Here is a 20628-nt window from a genome sequence, read left to right as displayed (position 1 = left end):
GGCAGTCGCTACAGGTCGAAGTCGTCGGCTTCGCCGTTCATGGCCTTTTCGATGAGCCTGCGGCTCAGCCGGTCCGACAGCAGTTCGGCAAAGGCATAGACGTAGTTGCGCAGATAGGCGCCGCGCTTGAAGGCGATGCGAGTCACGTTGCTGCCGAGCAGGGCGCCCAGCGGCTTGGCGACGAGGTCGCTGCCGGCCGGCTCCTCGCGCATGGCCATCTCGGCCACGATGCCCACGCCCATCCCCAGGCGCACATAGGTCTTGATGACGTCCGAGTCGATGGCCTCGAGCACGACGCTGGGCGTCAGGTGGCGCGCGGCGAAGGCTTTGTCGATGCGGGTGCGGCCCGTGAAGCTGGGGTGGTAGGACACCAGGGGCTCGCCGGCCAGTTGCTCGAGGCTGATGCGCTCGGCGCTGGCCAGCGGATGGTCGCGCGGCACCACCATCACGTGCTGCCACTCGTAGCAGGGCAGGGTGACGAGCTCCGGGTACTGGGCCAGCGACTCGGTGGCGAGGCCGAGGTCGGCGGTCTCGTCGAGCAGCATCTTGGCGACCTGGTCGGGGCTGCCCTGGTGCAGGCTGATGCGCAGCTGAGGCAGGTTCTTGCGCAGCTGGGCTACCGGCGCGGGCAGCACATAGCGGGCCTGGGTGTGGGTGGTGGCGATCGAAAAAGTGCCGCTGTCCTGGCGCGAATACTCCTCGCCGATGCGCTTCAGGTTGCCGACCTCGCGCAGGATGATCTCGATGCAGGCCAGCACCTGCTGGCCCGGCTCGGTGATGCGGCGCAGCCGCTTGCCGTGGCGCGAGAAGATGTCGACGCCGAGTTCCTCTTCCAGCTCGAGGATGGCCTTGGACACGCCCGGCTGCGACGTGAACAGGGCCTTGGCCGTCTCGGTCAGGTTGAGGTTGCGGCGGGCGGCTTCCTGGACGAAGCGGAATTGGTGCAGATTCATTCGAGGACGGCCAGGCAGGCCAGGCTGATGGCGTGGAGCACAGCTTCTTGTTCGCCGAGAGGGGCGTGCAGCCGCCACTCGACGGCATGGCGTTCGCGCAGGCGGTCCAGCAGCGGCGGGATGTCGCGCCGCACATGGCCGCCGGTGCCGAGGAAGAGGGGCAGCACATGCACGAGCGTGCAGCCGGCGGCGACCAGCTGTTCGGCGGCTGCCTCGATGCCGGGCGACATGAACTCGAGATAGGCCACCACCAGCGGCGTGCCAGGCCGGGCCGCGCGCAGCCTCTCGGCGATGGCCTCGAAGGGCCGGGCCCAGGCTGGGTCGCGCGCGCCGTGGGCGAAGAGCAGCAGGCCTTCCATCAGCGGTATCTGACCAGCCAGGTGAAGGCGGCCATCGACAGGCCGAGGTAGAGCAGGCTGGGTGTGGCCGCGACGACCCAGGGCGTCCAGTTCTTCAGCAGGCCGAGATGGCCGGCCACGTTGTTCAGCAGGATGAAGCTGATGCCCAGCATGATGCCGCCGAAGACCTTGATGCTGATGCCGCCCGAGCGGCCGTGCAGATAGGCGAAGGGCAGGGCCAGGGCCACCATGACGAAGCAGGCGAAGGGATAGAAGGCCTTGCGCCAGAACTGGATGTTGTGGGCCTGGGCCGACTGCTCCTGGGCCGACAGATGCTTGGTGTAGCGGTAGAGCTCCAGCGTCGACATCGACATGGCCGGCAGCACGGCCGCGGCGATGACGCCGGCATGCAGGGAACTCTGCCAGTCGAGCTTGTCGAGCTGCTGCTCGCTGACGACGACATCGCCGACGCTGCCGCTGGCCGTCGCCGTGCCCGGGTTCCAGACCGTGCGCTTGACCGTCTGCAGATGCCACAGGCCCTGGGCATCGACATCGACCTTCTCCGCCTCGGTGCGCGACATCAGCCGGCCCTCGGCGTCGAATTCGAAGATGCGCACATCCTCGAGTTCACCGCCACCGCCGACGCGGCCGACCTTGACCGAATAGCTGCGCTCCTGGCCGTCGATCTTCTGGTGGTCCTTCAACCAGGCGCCGCGCTTGGAAGGGCTGTTGTCGTGGGCGAAGTTGGCGCGCATCTCGTCACTCTCGCGCTCGAAGCGCGGCGCCACGTAGTCGCCGACGGCGAAGGTCAGAACGGCGAACACCGCGGCCAGGCCGGCGAGCAGGCCCAACGCCCGCGCCGGGCCGAGGCCACCCGTGCGCAGGATGGTGAATTCGCTGCTCTGCGCCATGCGGGCCAGGGCGACGATGGCGCCGATCAGCACGGCGATGGGGAACATCTCGTAGAAGCGGCCGGGCAGCTCCATGGCGGCAAGCAGGGCGGCCTTGCCCGCGCCGGCGCCGATGCGCGTCATGCGTTCGATCTCGTCGACGAAGTCGATGAAGAAGAACAGCGACAGAAAGGCCAGTGCGACAAGCAGGACGGCGCCGGCGATGTCCTTGTAGAGCAGGGCTCGGACGGTTCTCATGGGTGCTCCCCGGTCGCCGGGCACAGCGACCGACCCTCCGAGAGGGCAGGACCTGGCTCGGGGCGGCCCAGCGCGTCGGCCCTCATGCCGTGGCCTCCTTGCCCGTGCGGCGGCGCAGACAGAAGCGGTTGGCGTTGTCGCGCAGCCAGATGATGGCGAGGGCGAGCAAGAGGGCACTGCCGTGCACCGTCACCAGGCCGCGGGCCAGGTCGGTGCGGCCATTGCCCACCCAGGACTGCGACAGGTTGATGAGGTTGAAGTAGACGATGAAGGCCAGCAGCGCGAACAGCAGGTTCCAGTTGCTGGCTCGGCGCGGGTTGGAGGCCGACAGGCCGACGCCGAGCAGGGCCATGTTGAAGCCGCCCAGGATCATGCCGAAGCGCCAGGCCAGCTCGCCCTGGTTCTTGGGGTTGGGCTGGCGCAGCAGGTCCAGCGTCGCCATCGCCTTGGGCGGCAGCTGGTTGGCATTGGCCAGCACCTGGGTGTCGGTCATGACCTTGTACTGCTCGAAGCGGGCCAGGCTTTTCTCGCCGGTCTTGCCCTGGGTCTCGTTGCGCTGGCCATGGTCCAGCACCAGGAAGCGGTCGTCGCCTTCCATTTCGAGACGACCGCGGGCCGAGGTGGTCACCGATTCGCGCTCATGCAGATTGGCGAGGATGAAGACATTGCGGCCGGTGGCGGCGTTGTCGCCGTCGCGCTCGATGAAGAAGACGCGGCTGCCGTCGCGGGAAGTCTGGAACTGGCCCGGCGCCACGCGCGAGAGATCGCCGCGCTTCTGGTAACGGTCGCGCAGCTCGGCGCTGTTCTGGTTGCCCCAGGGCCAAACCAGCAACTCCAGCACGACGACGCCCAGCAGCACCGGCCAGGCCATGCGCAGCACCGGCCGCACGAAGCGCGACAACGGCACGCCGCTGGCGAACCAGATCGTCATCTCCGACTCGCGGTAGGAGCGGCTCAGGGTGATGACGACGGCGACGAAGAGCGACAGGATGAGCATGGTCGCCAGGTGGGAGATGGTGGCGTAGCCCATCAGCAGCACGACGTCCTGCGGCGCGACATTGCCGCCCGCGGCCTGGCCCAGGGTGCGGATCAGGGTCGACGTCAACATGATGGTCAGGATGACCACCAGGGTGACGCCGAAGCTCTTGGCCAACTCCGATCGCGTGGATGAATCGAATAACATCAAACGCACTTCTATCTACTTCTAGTCATTATGGACTTCAAGATTCAAACCGCTGAGCTCGATGCGCTCGCGGGCGCAACGGCCGACGCCCTGGTCGTCGTGCTTGGCGGCGAAGCTCTCCCCAAGGGTCTGGATGCGGTGGTGGCCAAGCACGCCCAGGCTGCCATCAAGCTCGGCGACTTCGCGCTGAAGGGCGGCCAGGCGCTGACGCTGACGCACGCCGAAGGCATCAAGTCGCCTCGCCTGGTGCTCGCCGCCAGCGGCAAGACGTCGCTCGCCGCGGCGCGCGCCGCACTGGCCGCCGGCCTGGCCCAGATCAAGTCGCGTGGGGCGGTCAGCGCGGCCGTGGCTTTTGCCGGCTTCGACGCCGGCATGGCCGAGGCTCTGGCCGAGCAGGCGGCACTGGCTGCGACGGACGCGGTCTATCTCTACCGCCACACCAAACCCAGCGCACCCGCCGCATCCAAGCTGGCCAGGCTGGCGCTGCTGGTGGGCAAGGCCGATGTGAAGGCGGCCAAGGCGGGCCTGGCGCGCGGCGAGGCCATCGCCGCCGGCGTCGAGCTGGCGCGCGAATGCGCCAACCGCCCGGCCAACTACGCGACGCCGACCTATCTCGGCCACGTCGTGCAGGGCCTGGGCAAGACCCATGGCCTCAAGGTCGAGGTGCTGGACCGCAAGGCCGTCGAGAAGCTGGGCATGGGCAGCTTCCTGGCCGTGGCCCAGGGCTCCGACGAGCCGCTGCGCTTCATCGTCGCCCGCTACGAAGGCGCGGCCAAGACGGTGGCGCCGGTCGTGCTGGTCGGCAAGGGCATCACCTTCGACACCGGCGGCATCTCGCTGAAGCCGGGGGCCGAGATGGACGAGATGAAGTTCGACATGGGCGGCGCGGCCAGCGTCATCGGCACGCTGCGCGCGGTGGCCGAGCTCAAGCCCAAGCTCAACCTCGTCATGATCGTGGCGGCCTGCGAGAACATGCCCAGCGGCCATGCGGTCAAGCCGGGTGACGTCGTCACGTCGATGTCGGGCCAGACCATCGAGATCCTGAACACCGACGCCGAAGGCCGCCTCATCCTCTGCGATGCGCTGACCTATGCCGAGCGTTTCAAGCCGGCCGTCGTCGTCGACGTGGCGACGCTGACCGGCGCCTGCGTCATCGCCCTGGGTGGCGTGCGCAGCGGCATGTATGCCAGCGACGATGCGCTGGCCGCGTCGCTTGCCGCCGCGGGCGATGCCGCCCTCGACCCCTGCTGGCGCATGCCGCTGGACGACGACTACGCCGAAGGCCTGAAGAGCAACTTCGCCGACGTGGCCAATATCGCCGGCCGCGCGGGCGGCTCCATCACGGCGGCCAAGTTCCTGCAGCGCTTCGCCGGCAAATACCGCTGGGGCCATCTGGACATCGCCGGCACGGCCTGGAAGGGCGGTGCCGCCAAGGGCGCCACCGGTCGTCCGGTGGGCCTGCTGACCCACTTCGTGTTGAGCCACGCCAAGTAAGTGCCTATCCAGGTCAGCTTCTACAGCGACGCGGCCGACCCCCTGCAATACGCCTGCCGGCTGATCCGTCGCGCCCTCGCGTCGGGCAAGCCCGTGGGGGTCTGCGTGGGGCCGGCCCAGGCCACTCGTCTAGACGAGTTGCTGTGGAGCTTCGATGCGGCCGAGTTCATCCCGCATCGGCGTTGGGACGGCACCACGCCGCCCGCGCCGGGCGAGGTCCTCTTGGTTGATGACGCGGCGCGCCTGCCGCATCGCGGACTGCTGTTGAATCTGGGCGACGACATGCCTTCGGACGCGCTTGCATTTGAACGCGTGTTGGAGGTCATCGGCCAGTCGCCCGAGCGCGTTCAGGCCGGGCGTGCGCGCTATCGCGTCTATCAACAGGCCGGTGCCAAGCTGGACCACTTTTCAGCGGCGGGTTGACAACGCTGCGTCCACGCTTTCCCGAATGAGAGCCCCCCGGATTTGGGGTATGTTCAATTGGTTGAAAAATCAACAGTTGTCTGTTTGTTCCTTTCCATTTCAAACCGGAGTTGATCCATGCAAGTCAAATTGAATGTGGTGGTCGGTGCAGTGGCAGCGCTGCTCAGCGGTGCCGCAATGTCTCAGGATCTGGTGGTCAAGATCGGTCACGTCGGCCCGACCAGCGGCGCCATCGCCCACCTGGGCAAGGACAATGAGCTGGGTGCTCGCCTGGCCATCGAGGAACTGAACGCCAAGGGCGTCATGATCGGCGGCAAGAAGGCCAAGTTCGAACTGCTGGCCGAAGACGATGCCGGCGATCCGAAGCAAGGCACCGCCGCCGCCCAGAAGCTGGTGGACTCCAAGGTCAACGGCGTCATCGGCCACCTGAACTCGGGCACCTCCATCCCGGCCTCCAAGGTCTACAGCGACGCTGGCATCCCCCAGATCTCGCCGTCGGCCACCAACCCCAAGTTCACCCGCAACGGCTACAAGACGACCTTCCGCGTCGTGGCTGACGACGTGCATCTGGGTGGCACCCTGGGCCGCTACGCCGCCAAGGACCTGAAGGGCAAGTCCATCGCGGTCATCGACGACCGCACGGCCTACGGCCAAGGCGTCGCCGACGAGTTCGAAAAGGGCGTCAAGGGCGCGGGCGGCAAGGTCGTCGGTCGCGAGTTCACCAACGACAAGGCCACGGACTTCACCGCCATCCTGACCTCCCTGAAGGCCAAGAAGCCCGACGTGGTCTTCTTCGGCGGCATGGACGCCGTGGCCGGCCCGATGCTGCGCCAGATGAAGCAGCTGGGCATCGAAGCCAAGTTCCTGGGTGGCGACGGCATCTGCACGGGCGAACTGCCCAAGCTGGCCGCCGGCACCATGGGCGACGGCCAGGTCGTCTGCGCCGAAGCCGGTGGCGTCGAAGGCGAGGCCAAGAAGTCGATGGACGACTTCAAGGCCAAGTTCAAGTCCAAGTTCAACGTCGACGTGCAGATCTACGCGCCCTATGTGTACGACGCCGTCAACGTGATGGTTGCCGCCATGGCCAAGGCCGGCTCCGCCGAGCCGGCGAAGTACCTGCCGGTGCTGGCCAAGACCGCCGGCTACAAGGGCGTGACCGGCACCATCGCCTTCGACGAGAAGGGCGACATCAAGAACGGCGCCCTGACGCTGTACACCTACAAGGGCGGTGCTCGCGAGCAGCTCGCCGTGGTGCGCTGATCCAGCGACGCCGCAGAGAACGTCCGCCGCGGCGGACGTTGTTCGCGCCCAAGGGCCCGCCTCCGGCGGGCTTTTTCTTTTGCGGCACGCCGTTTTGAAATAGGCTATTCAAGGACGACAAATGCCGCGCTACTGCGACAGGGCTTTTGCCGGATTCGTGAATACTGCCCAGATGGATTTGCCGCAGTATTTACAGGCGGCGGCGTGACCGTGCTGGCGATGCACGGCCCATAAACCGGTTTCGTCGGATTTCAAAGGAGGGCGTGTGCGTTTCGCACGCTTTGAAGCGCAGTCGTCCACCTTGTCATGGTGCTGTCGCCCGCTTTCGGTTCTACTGCCGCCCGTTGTGAAAATGACCGTCGCGGCGCGCCGCGGCGGCGGCGGCCGCGACACGGATTCAAGGGGCAAGCCCCCTCTAAACGGGGGGCTTTCAAGCCTGGGGGGCAGAGGCATGATGCCGGCGCGATCAAGGGCTGGTCGGATATGTCCGTTGCTGCGTCAAGCCCGGGACTTCCACAGGCCAGTCGGGCGGTCTCCGAGGCAGTCCGCGACTGTCGGGCTGCCGCAAGGTGGTGATGCGACAGGCGGCCTGTGTGCGAGGGTGAATGGAATATCGATACTTTTCGAATTTCGTTAATCGGATTGCAAATGCGGAAAACGCCAGGCAGTAGTGATCGGGGATGCAAATGATTCGAATATTCAACCATTACCTGCACAAGCAGACCTTACTTCAGGTCTTCTTCGATCTTGGCCTGATTGTTTTTGCAGTCATCGCTGTCGTTCTCAGCCAAGGCGAGTCGGCGCAGACGGTGCTGCCCTTCGCGGCTTCGCACGGCCTCTCGCTGGCCGGTTGCATGTTCGTGATCAATTCGGCTACGGGCTTCTACCAACACGTTCACAACCGCTCGATCACCGAGTCCTGTGCCCGCGCCCTGTTCGGCCTGCTCTTCGGTCTGCCGCTGGCCTATGCCATCTTCAGCCTGGTGCCTTCCAACACCAGCCACCGCGACCTGCTGACCGTGGTGGCCATGATGGCCGTGGCCGCGGTGATGGTGCACCGCGTCTACGCGGCCCATTCGGGCGCCCAGGCGCGCCTGCGCAGTCGCATCCTGGTCTTCGGTACCGGCGTTGCGGCCCGCACCGTTGGCAATACCCTGCGCGCCTCCGACCCGCATGCCCAGATCGTCGGCTTCTACGCCGGTCCCAACGAGGACCAGCCCGAAGTGCCGCGCGACGAGATCATCAATGACGGCGCCAACCTGACCGAAGCCGCGCTGAAGCACAACGTCGATGAGATCGTCGTCGCCCTCAGCGAGCGCCGTGGCGGCAGCATGCCGCTGCGCCAGTTGCTGGACTGCAAGCTGTCGGGCGTGCGCGTGGTGGACATCGCCACCCATTTCGAGAAGACGCTGGCCCAGATCAATATCAAGCACGTCAACGCCGGTTGGCTGGTGTTCGGCGATGGCTTCAGCCAGGGCATGCTGCGCGCGGCGATCAAGCGCGTCTGCGACATCATCTTCGCCGCCCTGATCCTCGCAGTGACCTGGCCCATCATGCTGGTCACGGCATTCGCCATCCGCTTCGAGTCGCGCGGCCCGGTGCTCTACCGCCAGGAGCGCGTCGGCCTGAATGGCGTGCCCTTCAACGTCATCAAGTTCCGCAGCATGCGCACCGATGCCGAGAAGGATGGCAAGCCGCGCTGGGCGACCAAGAACGACGACCGCGTGACCCGCGTCGGCCGCTTCATCCGCAAGGTGCGCATCGACGAACTGCCGCAGCTCTTCAATGTGCTGTGGGGTGAGATGAGCATGGTCGGCCCGCGTCCGGAGCGCCAGTTCTTCGTCGACGAGCTGATCAGCAAGATTCCGTACTACGCCGTGCGCCACAGCGTGAAGCCGGGTGTCACCGGCTGGGCCCAGGTGCGCTACGAATATGGCTCGACGATCGAGGACTCGGTCGAAAAGCTGCAGTACGACCTGTACTACGTCAAGAACCACTCCCTCTTCCTCGATCTGCTGATCATGCTGGAGACCGTGGCGGTGGTGTTGACCGGCAAGGGCGCTCGCTGAGCGCGACGCCCCTTCGGCGTAAGCGCCGATGCCCGCCGGTCAGCGGCATGCTTGAATGACGCATGTCTTTTGTCTCCACTTTGGACTCTGCCCCCGGCGCCATGGTTGAGGCGCTGGCTCCTTTCTTCCCCTTGAGCAGCCTTGGCGATCTGATCTGCTGCGTGGCCTACGGGCTGTTTGCGCTCTATTTCGCGCTGCGCTTGCTGCGCGGCAACCTTCCCATCTCCCCGCTTGCCGTCGTTTTCCTGGCGGCGCTGGCGTTCAGTTCGATCTGGGCCGGGACGGCCCTGGTGGACGAGCAGCGGCACTGGTCGGATCGCCTGCCGACCTGGGTCGTGCCCAGCCTCGATCTGCTGCGCTTCGGCCTCTGGTTCGCCTTCATGCTGATGCTGCTGCCGCCGCCGCGGCGGGGCGGTGGCCTGGGCTGGATACGCCCCATTGCCGTCGCAGCGGTGCTGACGCGCCTGACCCTGATTGCCTTCGGCGAGTCGCTGCCGTCGGAGAGCATGGCCCGGCCCCAGGCCTTTGCCGCGCTGGGCCTGGCGGTGCTGGGCCTGGTACTGGTCGAGCAGATGCTGCGCAACGCGACCCCCGACGCACGCTGGAACGCCAAGCCGGTGTGCCTGGGCTTGGGCGCGATCTTCGTCTTCGACCTCTTCATCGGCTCTCAGGCGGCGCTGTTCCAGCGTTTCGACGGCGATGCCATCAGCGTGCGCTCGCTCGTCCACGCGGCGGCGGTGCCCTTGCTCTATGTGGCTTCCCGCCGGCATGCCGACTGGCTGGGCAAGTTGCATGTGTCGCGCGCGGCGGTCTTCCATTCCGCCACGCTGCTGCTGGTCGGAGCCTATCTGCTGGTCGTGGCTGGCGTGGGCTATTACGTGCGCTACACCGGTGGTGAGTGGGGGCGTGCCCTGTCGGTGGCGCTGGTGTTCGTGGCGCTGGTGGCGCTGACGCTGCTGATCGGCTCGGGCTCGATGCGTGCGCGGCTGCGGGTCTACATCAGCAAGAACTTCTTCAGCTACCGCTACGACTACCGCGAGGAGTGGCTGCGCTTCACGCAGTTGCTGTCGGGCAGCGCGGAGCCCCAGCACACGGCTGAGACGGTGGTGCGGGCGCTGGCCAACCTGGTCGAGAGTCCGAGCGGCATGCTGTGGCTGCAACGCAGCGCGGGAGGCGATTTCGCGCAGGCCGCCCGCTGGAACCTGCCGGCCCATCCGGTCGTTGAGGCGCGTGGCGGCCCGCTGGCGACGTTCTGGCGCGAGCGGGCCTGGATCGTCGACCTGGACGAATACCGCCAGCGGCCCGAAGCCTATCCGGGCCTGGAGCTGCCGGCCTGGCTGGCTGAGGAGCCGCGCTGCTGGCTGCTGGTCCCCCTGCTGGTGCGTGAAGCCCTGATCGGCTTCGCCGTGCTGGGGCGGCCGCGCGCCGTGGTGGAGCTGAACTGGGAGGTGCGCGACCTGCTGCGCACGGCCGCCAGCCAGGCTTCAGGGTATCTGGACCAGGCCCAGGCCACCGAGGCGCTGCTGGAGGCGCGCAAGTTCGATGCCTTCAATCGCATGTCGGCCTTCGTGGTGCACGACCTGAAGAACATCGTCACGCAGTTGTCGCTGATGATGAAGAACGCCAAGCGCCTGCGCGACAACCCGGAGTTCCAGCAGGACATGCTGGACACCGTCGAGAACTCCCTCGAAAAGATGCGTCAGCTGATGCTGCAGCTGCGCGAGGGCGACAAGCCGCATGGCGTGACCAGCGGCGTTGACCTGGAACAGATCGCCAAGCGTCTCGCCGCGGCAGCATCCAGCAAGGGCAGGGTGCTGGAACTGGAGCTGCAGCCGGGCGTCAGCACGCGCGGCCATGCCGAGCGCGTCGAGCGGGTGCTCGGCCATGTGGTGCAGAACGCCTTCGACGCCACGCCGGCCAGCGGGCGCGTCCTCCTGATGCTGGATGCCGAAGGCAGTCAGGCCCGCGTTCGCGTGGAGGACAGCGGCTGCGGCATGAGCGAGGATTTCATTCAGAATCGACTCTTCAAGCCGTTCCAGACCACCAAGGCCAGCGGCATGGGCATTGGCGCCCACGAGAGCTATCAATACGTACAGGAACTGGGAGGCAAGATCAGCGTGCAGAGTGAATTGAACCGGGGCACCACGGTGACCCTGCTGCTCCCGCTGTTCCATGCGCAGGCGGACGTACCCCTGACGGCCCTGGACGTCCAATGAGCACGCCCCGCCACGCGCCGCTGCTCATCGTCGAGGACGATCTGGCGCTGCAGAAGCAGCTCAAGTGGTCGCTGGACCGTTTCGAATCGGTCACGGCCGATGACGTGGCCAGTGCAGTGCTGCAGTTCCGCCGCAACAGCCCCGCCGTCGTCACGATGGACCTCGGCCTGCCGCCCGATCGCGACTCGGTGTCCGAGGGCTTCAAATGCCTGGAGAAGCTGCTCGAGCTGGACCCCGGCGTCAAGGTCATCGTGCTGACCGGCCAGAACGACCAGGACAACGCCCTGCGCGCCATCCGCATGGGCGCCTACGACTTCCTCGCCAAGCCCGTCGATCCGGACGTGCTCAGCCTGACCGTCGAACGGGCCTACCGCCTCTATGAACTGCAGCAGGAGAACCGCCGCCTGCAGATGCAGCAAAGCAGCGATGTCTTCTCGGGCCTGATCACACGCGATCCGGGCATGCAGCGCGTCTGCCGCATGATCGAGAAGGTTGCGCCCAGCGATGCCACGGTGCTGCTGCTCGGCGAGAGCGGCACCGGCAAGGAAGTGCTGGCCCAGGGCCTGCATGACGCCTCCAAGCGCAAGGGCCGCTTCGTCGCCATCAACTGCGCGGCCATCCCCGAGACGCTGCTGGAGAGCGAGCTCTTCGGCTACGAGAAGGGCGCCTTCACCGGTGCCACCAAGTCCACCCTCGGCAAGATCGAGACCGCCCATGGCGGCACGTTGATGCTGGACGAGATCGGCGACCTGCCCATGCCTTTGCAGGCCAAGCTGCTGCGCTTCCTGCAGGAGCGGGTCATCGAGCGCGTGGGCGGCCGGCAGGAAATCCCGATCGACGTGCGTGTCGTCGGCGCGACCCACCAGGACCTCAAGGCCCGCATCGCCGACGGCCGCTTCCGCGAAGACCTCTACTACCGCCTCGCCGAGATCGTCGTGGAGATCCCGCCGCTGCGTGAACGCCTGGGCGACCCGGTGCTGCTGTCGCACGCCTTTGCGCGGCGCTTCGCGACCGAGATGCGCCGCCCCGTGCCGACGCTGGCCGACGATGCCGTGCGCGCGCTCGAGGTGCATCGCTGGCCGGGCAATGTGCGCGAATTGCAGAACATGCTCAAGCGTGCCGTCATCATGTGTGAGGACGACCGCATCGCCGCACTGGACCTCGGCCTGCGCGCCAGCCCTGAGCCGACCGACGACAACGCGACGCTGGACCTGCGCACTGTCCGGGAAAACGCTGAGCGCCAGGCTGTCATCACTGCGCTCGCCCGTACCGATGGCAATATCGTCCGTGCGGCCGAATTGTTAGGCATCAGCCGCCCGACCCTCTACGACATGATGAACCGGTTGCAGATCAAAACATGAGCAATATTTTCAAGCTGGGTCTGTTGCCTTGTGCCCTTGTCGCATCCGCGTTGCTGTCGGGATGCTGGGGAAAGAGTCCGGCTCAGTTGATCGAGTCCAGCAAGGTCCTGATGCAGAAGAAGGACTACGGGGCTGCCGCCATCGAGCTGAAGAATGCGTTGCAGCAGGACGCCAACAATGCAGAAGCGCGCTTCCTGCTCGGCAAGAGTCTGCTCGAGGCTGGCCGTGCGTCGGAAGCCTTGATTGAACTGTCCAAGGCTCGTGAGCTTGGGTATCCCGTCGCGCAACTGGCCGCACCGATAGGCGCAGCAATGACGGCCAACGGCGAGGCCGAACAGTTCATTACCGAGTTTGCGGGCCTGCAGATCGACGAGCCCAAATTGCGTGCCGAGCTCAAGGCCACTTTGTCGAGAGCCTATGGCGTGCAGCGCAAGTACCAGCTGTCTCGTGAAGCCGCCGATGCCGCATTGCAGGCGGATCCGAAAAACGTCACGGCGAACCTGCTGGTGGCGCAACTGCTGCATGTCGCCGGGGACGATGCCGGTGCTCTGGCTCAGATCGAACGAACGATCACGTTGGCGCCGGAATCCGGCGACCCCTGGGTGGCCAAGGCTGAACAACTGCTGGCCTCCGGCAGGGATTCGGCGGCGGTGCTGGCCGCTTATCGTGAGGCACTTCGGCGCATGCCCGACAACGCGCAGGTCCACGTCGGCATTGCCCAGGAGCTGATTCGTCAACGGGACTTTGATGGTGCGCAACGTGAACTGGCCCAGTTGGAGAAGGTGCAGCCCAGGAGCGTGCAGGGCCGCTACTTCTCGACGATGATCGCTTACGAGCGGAAAGACCTGAAGACCGCCTTCGAATCCGCCCAGGAACTGCTGCGCGTCGCACCGAACAATCCGCGCTTCCTGCATCTGGCCGGCGCGATCGAGTACGAACGAGGCAACTACCTGCAGGCGGTCGCTCATCTGGGCAAGGCGCTGGCCGATTCGCCGGCGCCGGATGCCGTCCGCCTGCTGATGGCTCGCGCTCAGATGCGGGCTGGCGAGCCGGCCAAGGCGCTGAGCTTCCTGCAACCCCTGCTCGACGGCAGTCGGCGTGTGCCCGCGGAGGTCTATTCGCTGGCCGCAGAGTGCTATCTGCAGAAGGGGGACAGGGAGGCCGCGAAGAAGATGTATGCCAGGGCGGTGGCGAGCAACCCGGCAGACGAGCGCGGGCGAACCGCAATGGCGTTGTCCGCACTGGAGGAAGGTCGTGCCGAGCAGGGCATGTCCGAGTTGAAGTCCATTGCTGGCTCTTCCCGTGGCATTGACGCCGAGATCGCCATGGTCATGGCCCATGCGCGCAACAATCGCCTGGATGACGCCCTGGCGGTTCTGGATGACGTGGAACGCAAGCAACCCGGTGGTCCTGTTGCTCCCTATCTGCGCGGCCGTATCGAACAGACGCGCGGGCACCGCGACAAGGCGCGCGAGTTGTATGAGCAGGCCGTCGCTCGCCAGAGCTCCTATTCGCCCGCCGTCATTGCGCTGGCCGTGTTTGATCTGGATGACGCCAAGCCGGCCAGTGCCGTGGCGCGCTACGAGAAGCTCGTCGTTGCGGCGCCGAAGGACGTCGGCGCTCGGCTGGGCCTGATTGCGGCCCGGGCGCGGGCGGGTGCCAAGCCGGAGGAAGTCCGCGCGCAGCTCGAAGAAGCCGTGAAGCTCTTCCCTGACTCCGAATCGGCTCGCGTCACTCTCGTCGGCACCCTGCTTGACCAGCGCGATTCACAGGCTGCACTGAAAGCGGCCCGGGATGGTCTGGCGCGTTTTTCCGACAGTGTGGGCCTGATCGAAGGCCAGGGGCTGGCGGAACTGTCGCTCGGCAATTACAACCAAGCGGCCCAGTCGTTCTCGAAAGCTGCCACGTTGAAGCCGAATGCAGTGGAGCCCCTGATGTATTTGGTGGACGTGGAAATGGCTCGCAAGGACCTGCCTGCGACCATTGCCCAGTTGCGCAAGGTGATCGCACTCAAGCCCGACTACATGCCTGCGCAGGTGCGGCTGGTTTCGCTGCTGGCCCGTTTGAGCAAGACAGAGGAGGCCATGAGCGTCGCGAAGGGTGTGCAGAAACAATTCCCGAGCGACCCGACGGGCTGGTCTCTCGAGGGGGATCTGCTGACGATCAAGGGTGATCGTGTCGGTGCCACGGCGGCATTGAAGGCGGCATTCTCCAAGCGCCCTTCCGATGAAGCCGTCGTCAAGTTGTACAAAGCCATGAAGGCTGCTGGCCAGGCGGCGGAGGCCGACAAGCTTGCCAACGATTGGCTGGACAAGCACCCGGACTCGCCCATGTTCAACGTCTATCTTGGCGAGTCGGCCGTCGGGCAGGGGGACTATGAGCGCGCCGAGAAGCATTTCCGCAAGGCGGTCGCGACTCAGCCGGCAAACGCGCTCGTGCTGAACAATCTTGCCTGGGTGATGTACCGCACCGGCAAACCCGGGGCGCTCGAGATGGGTGAGAAGGCTCTGGCCCTTGCGCCTGATGTGGATGCAGTCCTCGACACGGTGGCTGAGATCCAGGCGGCTTCGGGGCGGCTTGACAAGGCTTTGGCTCTGCAAAAGCGAGCGTTGGAGCGCAACCCCAACATGCCCATCCTCCGCCTGCACTTGGCGCAGTACTTGATCAAGAATGGGCAGAAGCCTGAAGCGCGTGCGGAGCTCGAGCGCCTGGCCGCATTGGGCAGCAACTTTGAAGCGCAGGACGCGGTTCAAAAACTCCTCGCCTCCCTGTAGCAGATCTGGCGCGCGCACCTTCGAAAGCTGAGTCGAATGCAGATCAAGCAAGCGAGTTTTCGCAAGCGGATGCACCAGCTGATGCGTCGGGCATTTGCTCGGCTGCCTCGGGATACGCGCCACGGCATCTATCGCGCCATGATCGACTGCGATCCGGCGCCGGATGCGCGGCTGGAACTCAAGGTCGCCGAGACCCGCGAGGAACTGGAGGATTGCTTCCGCATCCTGCACGACGCCTATGTCGCCAGCGGCTTCATGAAGCCCTCGCCGTCGGGCCTGCGCGTCACGATGTATCACGCGCTGCCGACGACGACGACGCTGTGCGCCAAGTACGACGGCCGCGTGGTGGGCACGATGTCCATGATTCGCGAGGGCGTGTTCGGCTTTCCGCTGCAGTCGGTCTTCGACCTCAGCGAAGTGCGTGCCAAGCAGGGGCAGATCGCCGAGATCTCGGCGCTGGCGGTGCATCCGGACTTTCGCAAGACGGGCGGCGCCATCCTGTTCCCGTTGATGAAGTTCATGTACGAGTACTGCACCGAGTACTTCGATACCCGCCACCTCGTCATCGCGGTCAACCCGGACAAGATCGAGCTCTACGAATCGCTGCTCTTCTTCGAGCGGTTGCAGGAAACCGTCGTCGACAACTACGACTTCGCCAATGGTGCGCCCGCGGTTGGCGCGACGCTGGACCTGCCGGTGGCCAAGGAGATCTTCCGGCGCGTCTATGGCAAGCGCAAGGAACGCAAGAACCTCTATCACTACTTCGTGCAGCTGCGCCTGCCTCACATCAAGCTGCCCAAGCGCCGCTACTTCACGACCAACGACCCGGTGCTGACGCCCGCCATCCTGGACCACTTCTTCAACCAGCGCAGCAAGGTCTTCGAGGAGCTCGATGACCGGCGCAAGGCGCTGCTGTGGTCCATCTACGACCAGCCCGAGTTCCGCGCCGTGCTGCCCATGATGAGCGGTTCGGCGACGGGCTTTCATCCCATGCGCCGCCATCAGCGCTTCTCGCTGCGCTGCCCGGCCGAGCTGCGCTTGCGGGTGGACGGCGGCGAGCGCTCCATCGTGATGACGGTCATCGAGATCTCCCTGTCGGGTTTTCAGGCCCAGTCCAAGCTCGACATCCCGGTCGGCGTCGACGGCGCGGTCTGGGTCGAGCTGGGCGTTCAGGACAAGGCCTCCCTCGATGTGAAGGTGATGCGACATCACCACAGCGACACGGGTGAGTTCTACGGCTTCCGCGTGGATGAGCCTGACGAGGTCTGGCGCCGCGCCGTCAGCGCGCTGGAGACTGAATACGTCGCTGGTGAGCTGTGACAAGCCTTGACCGCAGATCATTGCTCGTGCTTGCGGCTTGCTGCGCTGGTGCGGGTGCTTCGGCCGCAACATTGCCGGAGTTGGTGGTTCGGACCAAGCCTTCGGTCGTTCTCGTTGGCAGCTACGGCCTGATGGACAGTCCTCGCTTTGGGTTTCGTGGCACTGGGTTCGCTGTGGCGGATGGCTTGCACGTACTCACCAACGCGCATGTGATTCCGCCGGAAGAGCCGGGCCGTATCGACCGCAGCGTCGCCGTTCAGGTGTGGAGCGCGGCTTCGCAGTGGCAGCTTCGCAGTGCCAGGGTGATCGCCAGGAGGCCGGAGCGAGACTTGGCGCTGCTGCAGATTGATGGGCCGGCGGTGCCGGCATTGCGATTGGCGGTCCAGGAGGCCCCGGAAGGGCTGCCGATTGTGCTGATGGGCTTCCCGCTTGGGGGTGCCCTGGGCTACTCGCACGTCACACACCGGGGTATCGTCTCCGCACGTACTGCCATCGCACCCCCGGCAGTTGGCGCCCAGAGCCTGAGTGAGCGGTCCGTGAAGCAGTTGCGTGAGGGCGGCTTCGACGTGCTGCAGCTCGATGCCACGGCCTATCCTGGCAACAGCGGTGGTCCTGTGCTGGATGCTGAAACCGGCGAAGTCGTCGGGGTGATCAGCATGGTGCTCGTCAAAGGCACCAAGGAGGCGGCCCTCAGCTTTCCGAGTGGCATCTCCTATGCGATTCCTGCCCGATTTGCCGCCGAGTTGCTGAAGGACGTCGCGGCGCCCTAGTCGCTGCTTCGCGGGACTCTGTTGGATTGTTGCGCTCGCGGCACTTCGCCGTGTGCTCCTCCGTCCGCCCGCCAATCGCGCCTCGCCCAAGGATGTCGAAATACTTTACAGCGATGCAGGTTGGTGACTTCGTCGAATTTGAATAGCTCTTTGTTTTCAATGAGTTAGCAGTCTCAAGATGGGTTGGCATGGGGTTTACTAACTTACAGCCGAGTCCAACAATTCCCTCCAAGGAGTTCACCATGTCGATCCTGAAGCAAAGTTTGAAAGCTCTCGGCGCGGCCATCGGCATCGCCGGTGCCATGTCCGCCAACGCCTACGTGGTTGGTGGCGTCGATTTCGGCACGTCTCTGGGTGCCGCCCACCTGGAAACCGCGACGCTGGCCCAGACCTTCGTCAATGGCAACGGCCAAAACGCCGTCAGCTATGGCTACGTGTCGACGGTGAACGGCAACAACAATTACTGCGCTGGTGGCGGCAACTGCGGCCTGTACTACATCACCACGCTCAACACCTCGCAGAATTTCACGGGCGCCTCCGTGGAATTCCTGTCGGCAACCACCACGATCTATTTCAACAATAGCTTCGTGAACCTGCTCGGTCAGAACTCTGTTGCCAACCTGGCTCAGATCTCGAGCATGTCGGCATGGTTGACCCTGTCGGGTCACGGCAGCCTGGGTGGCGGCGCTTCCTCCAACGCCGTTCAACTGATCGGCAATGGCGCCCTGACCGGTGCTGTGCTGAACGGTTTTGGCCGCGGTCTGTTTGACGTCAATCTGGGTGGCGCTGGTCAGGCGGCTGTCAAGACGGCCTTCGACACCAACACGGTGGGCGATGCTGGCGGCGGCTTCGCTGACGTCGAACTGAACTCTTCGTTCAGCAACTTCGTCCTGAATGCCAACGACGTGTCTGGCGGCCTGGCCAATGGTTGCAAGAACGGCACCGCTGCCGTCGGCGCCTGGTGCTATCAGGGCACGACGAATCTGCGCGGCGAAATCCTGACCGTTCCGGAGCCGGGTTCGCTGGCCCTGGTTGGTCTGAGCCTCGGCCTCACCAGCCTGGTGGTTCGCCGCCGCCGCTCGTCCAAGTAAGCTGGACAGCGCAGTTGTCGCCGACAAGGTGACAACGTCTCAAAAAAGGCGTCCCGATGGGACGCCTTTTTTATTTTCCGGCGATCTTGCGCCGGATGTGACAAGGCGAGGGGATGGGACGGAGCGAGCTGAGTTTTGTCAGGCGCTATGGATCGTTGCGGCGCAGGGCTGCTTGAGGTCTCCAGCAAGCGGCTGCGGTCAACCGGCGGACCGTTTTGCTGCGTGGCGTCGGGCGCGGCTCCTTTGCCCCGATCCGTGTGGCGCTGGTGTAATGACCTGACTGTGGAGCGCCGTCAAACGTAGCGGTCGGGCGAAAGCAGGTTGTGCGGATCCAGCGCATGCCGCAACCGCTGGACGAGACGGGCGGAATGCGGATGGCGTTTTGCATGCGCCTCCATGCCGTCGATGTGGAGGCGATACGGATAAAAGCCAAGGGCCCGCCCGCCTTCGGTCAGTCGCGCAAGGCATTCACGTGCCGCTTCGCTGGCTTTGTCGTCTTTCAGATCAAACAGCAACGGGATGGTGCTGTCAAAGAGCCGATCGCCCTGGCTGGTCAGCGTGATGAGGGGTTCGAGGCTATGTTTGACCAGCTCCGCGGTTGCAAATTCAATGAAGCGGCGGACATCCTTGGCGCGCATCGGCACCAGCGGCGCATACCAGAGCAGGCCGCAGCCATCACGAGCGGGATTGCGTCCTTCGCCAGGCTGCGCGGTGTTGGAGCGCCAATATGCCAACGGCAAGGCCGTTTCGTTGGGCCGTCCCTCGACGAGTTGCAGCGACGAGCTCAGGGTGCGGGCTGTCTTGCCCAGGCGTTCGCCCAGTTGCCCTGGCAGGCGGGCGGCGATCAGGGACAGCCAGCGTGCCTGTGTCGATGACAGGAACACGAGGCGGGTTGCAACGCCCTTGAGGGCGCGCCGAATTTCCTTTTGGGCGGCGGAGACGACGCGCTTGCGGCCGTATAGCGTTGCGTATCCGGTCCATGGGCCAATCTGGTATTGCTTCCCCAGGGCGGCTACCAATTCGGGGGGCATCAAACCCTGCGCATCACGCTGTTCCACAGGTGGGTAGGGCGCCGACATGGCCAGGACGCGATGCCGATTCATCAAGTTGATGCCGCCCAATATGCCGGGCAGTCCCCTGAGCAGTTCTCGAATACGGGTTGCGGCTTCGTCCAGAAGATCGTCGCTGGGCAGGTTGAAAACGCAAACTTTGCAGCACTCGGGGCGAGGGGCCAGTTGGATACTGACTTGCGTGACGACGCCGAAGCCGCTTTGGGAAAACAGGCCGTTCACGTATGGGCCGATGCCCCACCGGAAAAGTCGGGCCAGCTCCTTGCCGCCGGCCTCCTGCAATGCGCTCTGGTAGATGCTGCCGTCGGCCAGCACGGCTTCGAGATCGGTGACGGCACCGAAATGATCGACATAGGGCGTGATGCCGTAGCCACGTTCCAGTGCGTTTGCGAGCAAGCTGGCACTCGGACCGGCGCCCGTCGTGGGCACCATGTAGTCATGCTTGTTCCGATCCAGAAACTCGGCCAGCTTGCCCTGGGTGACGCCCGGCTCCAGGGTGACGATGCCAAGATCTGCGTCGAAGTGCAGGATTTTGTCCAGTCCACTCAGATCGAGGATGGCGGCGCCACTGACCGGGGGGAGTGCGCTGCCGTACCCCCAGTTGTTCCCTGTGCTGATGGGGTGAATGGGAATGCCGTGTGCTTGTGCGATGCGAAGCACTTCAGGGACTTGCTTGGCCGTGCTGACCTTCAGCACCGTGGCCAGGTGGCGAGGGGTCCTGCTCGTATCGGCCGTGAAACGCTGGGGAATATTGCCCTCCAGGTGCACGTGTTCTGCCCCGAGCAGTTGCTGCCAGGCCTGCTGGGCGGCGGCCATGGATGGCGTAGGCATGGAATCCCCTGTGTGCGATCGGCTCGCGTGATTGTCATTCAGTCGGAGCTTCCATTCGTCAAACCAGCACGCCTCAGAGAGGACGGGGGGCAATCTGCTGTTTGATGGCGGCGACTTGGTAGCTATTGCCACCGTGCCATGGCTTTGGGGGCGGTATTCGATACGGCCAATCTCATGGCGCTGGGTCGCTTGAACCTGGCTCAAGCCCCCCTCGGCTGAGTGGGGTTTCGGGCCTGCAAGGCCCGTGTGAAAGTCCGCGATACGGGGGGCGGCCCCCGATTTAGGTTGCCTGACATCGGGTAGGCCTATGGCATCATTCCAAGGCTT

15 protein-coding genes are annotated in these 20628 nt (G+C 65.1%); 10 read left to right on the top strand and 5 right to left on the bottom strand.

What is annotated here, in order from left to right; all coding sequences use genetic code 11:
- Nucleotides 1-8: 8 nt before the first annotated feature.
- From AC3WOE_RS06915 to lptF, 4 genes are all read right to left on the bottom strand, one after another.
- Complete coding sequence (locus AC3WOE_RS06915; protein WP_492689273.1) at nucleotides 9-953, bottom strand: CysB family HTH-type transcriptional regulator; 945 nt, start codon at nucleotides 951-953, stop codon at nucleotides 9-11.
- The gene (locus AC3WOE_RS06910; RefSeq protein WP_492689271.1) at nucleotides 950-1312 is read right to left on the bottom strand and encodes a sirohydrochlorin chelatase; all 363 of its coding nucleotides are present in this window, start codon (nucleotides 1310-1312) and stop codon (nucleotides 950-952) included. The genes AC3WOE_RS06915 and AC3WOE_RS06910 overlap by 4 nt, the downstream gene beginning before the upstream one ends.
- Nucleotides 1312-2439, bottom strand: a complete 1128-nt coding sequence (gene lptG, locus AC3WOE_RS06905) for an LPS export ABC transporter permease LptG (protein ID WP_492689270.1) — start codon at nucleotides 2437-2439, stop codon at nucleotides 1312-1314. The genes AC3WOE_RS06910 and lptG overlap by 1 nt, the downstream gene beginning before the upstream one ends.
- A gap of 82 nt (nucleotides 2440-2521) precedes the next feature.
- Nucleotides 2522-3622: an LPS export ABC transporter permease LptF gene (gene lptF / locus AC3WOE_RS06900; protein ID WP_492689268.1), complete on the bottom strand. Its 1101-nt coding sequence runs from the start codon at nucleotides 3620-3622 to the stop codon at nucleotides 2522-2524.
- 30 nt (nucleotides 3623-3652) lie between these two features.
- On the opposite strand from lptF, the gene AC3WOE_RS06895 reads away from it, so the two are divergent.
- The 10 genes from AC3WOE_RS06895 to AC3WOE_RS06850 all read left to right on the top strand — a co-directional run bounded on the left by AC3WOE_RS06895 (nucleotide 3653) and on the right by AC3WOE_RS06850 (nucleotide 18400).
- Nucleotides 3653-5116: a leucyl aminopeptidase gene (locus AC3WOE_RS06895; RefSeq protein WP_492689267.1), complete on the top strand. Its 1464-nt coding sequence runs from the start codon at nucleotides 3653-3655 to the stop codon at nucleotides 5114-5116.
- Nucleotides 5117-5539, top strand: coding sequence for a DNA polymerase III subunit chi (locus tag AC3WOE_RS06890; RefSeq protein WP_492689266.1), 423 nt, complete (start codon nucleotides 5117-5119; stop codon nucleotides 5537-5539).
- 117 nt (nucleotides 5540-5656) lie between these two features.
- Entirely contained in the window at nucleotides 5657-6799 is a 1143-nt protein-coding gene (locus AC3WOE_RS06885; protein ID WP_492689265.1) for a branched-chain amino acid ABC transporter substrate-binding protein, read from the top strand.
- A 686-nt stretch (nucleotides 6800-7485) separates the two neighbouring features.
- Nucleotides 7486-8868, top strand: coding sequence for a TIGR03013 family XrtA/PEP-CTERM system glycosyltransferase (locus tag AC3WOE_RS06880; RefSeq protein WP_492689263.1), 1383 nt, complete (start codon nucleotides 7486-7488; stop codon nucleotides 8866-8868).
- Between the two features lie 131 nt (nucleotides 8869-8999).
- Nucleotides 9000-11084, top strand: coding sequence for an XrtA/PEP-CTERM system histidine kinase PrsK (prsK, locus tag AC3WOE_RS06875; protein ID WP_492689262.1), 2085 nt, complete (start codon nucleotides 9000-9002; stop codon nucleotides 11082-11084).
- Nucleotides 11081-12445: a PEP-CTERM-box response regulator transcription factor gene (gene prsR / locus AC3WOE_RS06870; protein WP_492689261.1), complete on the top strand. Its 1365-nt coding sequence runs from the start codon at nucleotides 11081-11083 to the stop codon at nucleotides 12443-12445. The genes prsK and prsR overlap by 4 nt, the downstream gene beginning before the upstream one ends.
- The gene (gene prsT / locus AC3WOE_RS06865; protein WP_492689260.1) at nucleotides 12442-15219 is read left to right on the top strand and encodes an XrtA/PEP-CTERM system TPR-repeat protein PrsT; all 2778 of its coding nucleotides are present in this window, start codon (nucleotides 12442-12444) and stop codon (nucleotides 15217-15219) included. Before prsR ends, prsT begins: the two co-directional genes overlap by 4 nt.
- 36 nt (nucleotides 15220-15255) lie before the next feature.
- Nucleotides 15256-16539, top strand: coding sequence for a GNAT family N-acetyltransferase (locus AC3WOE_RS06860; protein ID WP_492689259.1), 1284 nt, complete (start codon nucleotides 15256-15258; stop codon nucleotides 16537-16539).
- A 131-nt stretch (nucleotides 16540-16670) separates the two neighbouring features.
- Nucleotides 16671-17309 carry a S1C family serine protease gene (locus AC3WOE_RS06855; protein WP_492689258.1) on the top strand — a complete coding sequence of 213 codons (639 nt, stop codon included), beginning with the start codon at nucleotides 16671-16673 and terminating at the stop codon, nucleotides 17307-17309.
- Nucleotides 17310-17551: 242 nt separating this feature from the next.
- A complete protein-coding gene (locus AC3WOE_RS06850) occupies nucleotides 17552-18400 on the top strand; it encodes a PEP-CTERM sorting domain-containing protein (RefSeq protein WP_492689256.1) in 849 nt (282 codons plus the stop codon).
- A gap of 293 nt (nucleotides 18401-18693) precedes the next feature.
- Here the strand turns inward: AC3WOE_RS06850 and AC3WOE_RS06845 are convergent, their stop codons facing one another.
- On the bottom strand, nucleotides 18694-20301 hold the full coding sequence (locus AC3WOE_RS06845; protein ID WP_492689254.1) for an FAD-binding oxidoreductase: 1608 nt from the start codon (nucleotides 20299-20301) through the stop codon (nucleotides 18694-18696).
- Nucleotides 20302-20628 lie beyond the last annotated feature (327 nt).

The sequence above is a fragment of the Roseateles sp. FW305-36 genome (assembly GCF_058787015.1).
This window is presented reverse-complemented; position numbering and strand designations above follow the sequence as displayed.

Excerpts from the sequence above, each read along its gene's own strand:
- AC3WOE_RS06845 (WP_492689254.1), bottom strand. The coding sequence starts at position 20,301 with ATGCCTACGCCATCCATGGCCGCCGCCCAGCAGGCCTGGCAGCAACTG.
- prsR (WP_492689261.1), top strand. The coding sequence starts at position 11,081 with ATGAGCACGCCCCGCCACGCGCCGCTGCTCATCGTCGAGGACGATCTG.
- AC3WOE_RS06885 (WP_492689265.1), top strand. The coding sequence starts at position 5,657 with ATGCAAGTCAAATTGAATGTGGTGGTCGGTGCAGTGGCAGCGCTGCTC.
- lptF (WP_492689268.1), bottom strand. The coding sequence starts at position 3,622 with ATGTTATTCGATTCATCCACGCGATCGGAGTTGGCCAAGAGCTTCGGC.
- lptG (WP_492689270.1), bottom strand. The coding sequence starts at position 2,439 with ATGAGAACCGTCCGAGCCCTGCTCTACAAGGACATCGCCGGCGCCGTC.
- AC3WOE_RS06855 (WP_492689258.1), top strand. The coding sequence starts at position 16,671 with ATGGACAGTCCTCGCTTTGGGTTTCGTGGCACTGGGTTCGCTGTGGCG.
- AC3WOE_RS06860 (WP_492689259.1), top strand. The coding sequence starts at position 15,256 with ATGCAGATCAAGCAAGCGAGTTTTCGCAAGCGGATGCACCAGCTGATG.
- AC3WOE_RS06880 (WP_492689263.1), top strand. The coding sequence starts at position 7,486 with ATGATTCGAATATTCAACCATTACCTGCACAAGCAGACCTTACTTCAG.
- AC3WOE_RS06910 (WP_492689271.1), bottom strand. The coding sequence starts at position 1,312 with ATGGAAGGCCTGCTGCTCTTCGCCCACGGCGCGCGCGACCCAGCCTGG.
- AC3WOE_RS06895 (WP_492689267.1), top strand. The coding sequence starts at position 3,653 with ATGGACTTCAAGATTCAAACCGCTGAGCTCGATGCGCTCGCGGGCGCA.
- AC3WOE_RS06915 (WP_492689273.1), bottom strand. The coding sequence starts at position 953 with ATGAATCTGCACCAATTCCGCTTCGTCCAGGAAGCCGCCCGCCGCAAC.
- prsT (WP_492689260.1), top strand. The coding sequence starts at position 12,442 with ATGAGCAATATTTTCAAGCTGGGTCTGTTGCCTTGTGCCCTTGTCGCA.
- AC3WOE_RS06850 (WP_492689256.1), top strand. The coding sequence starts at position 17,552 with ATGTCGATCCTGAAGCAAAGTTTGAAAGCTCTCGGCGCGGCCATCGGC.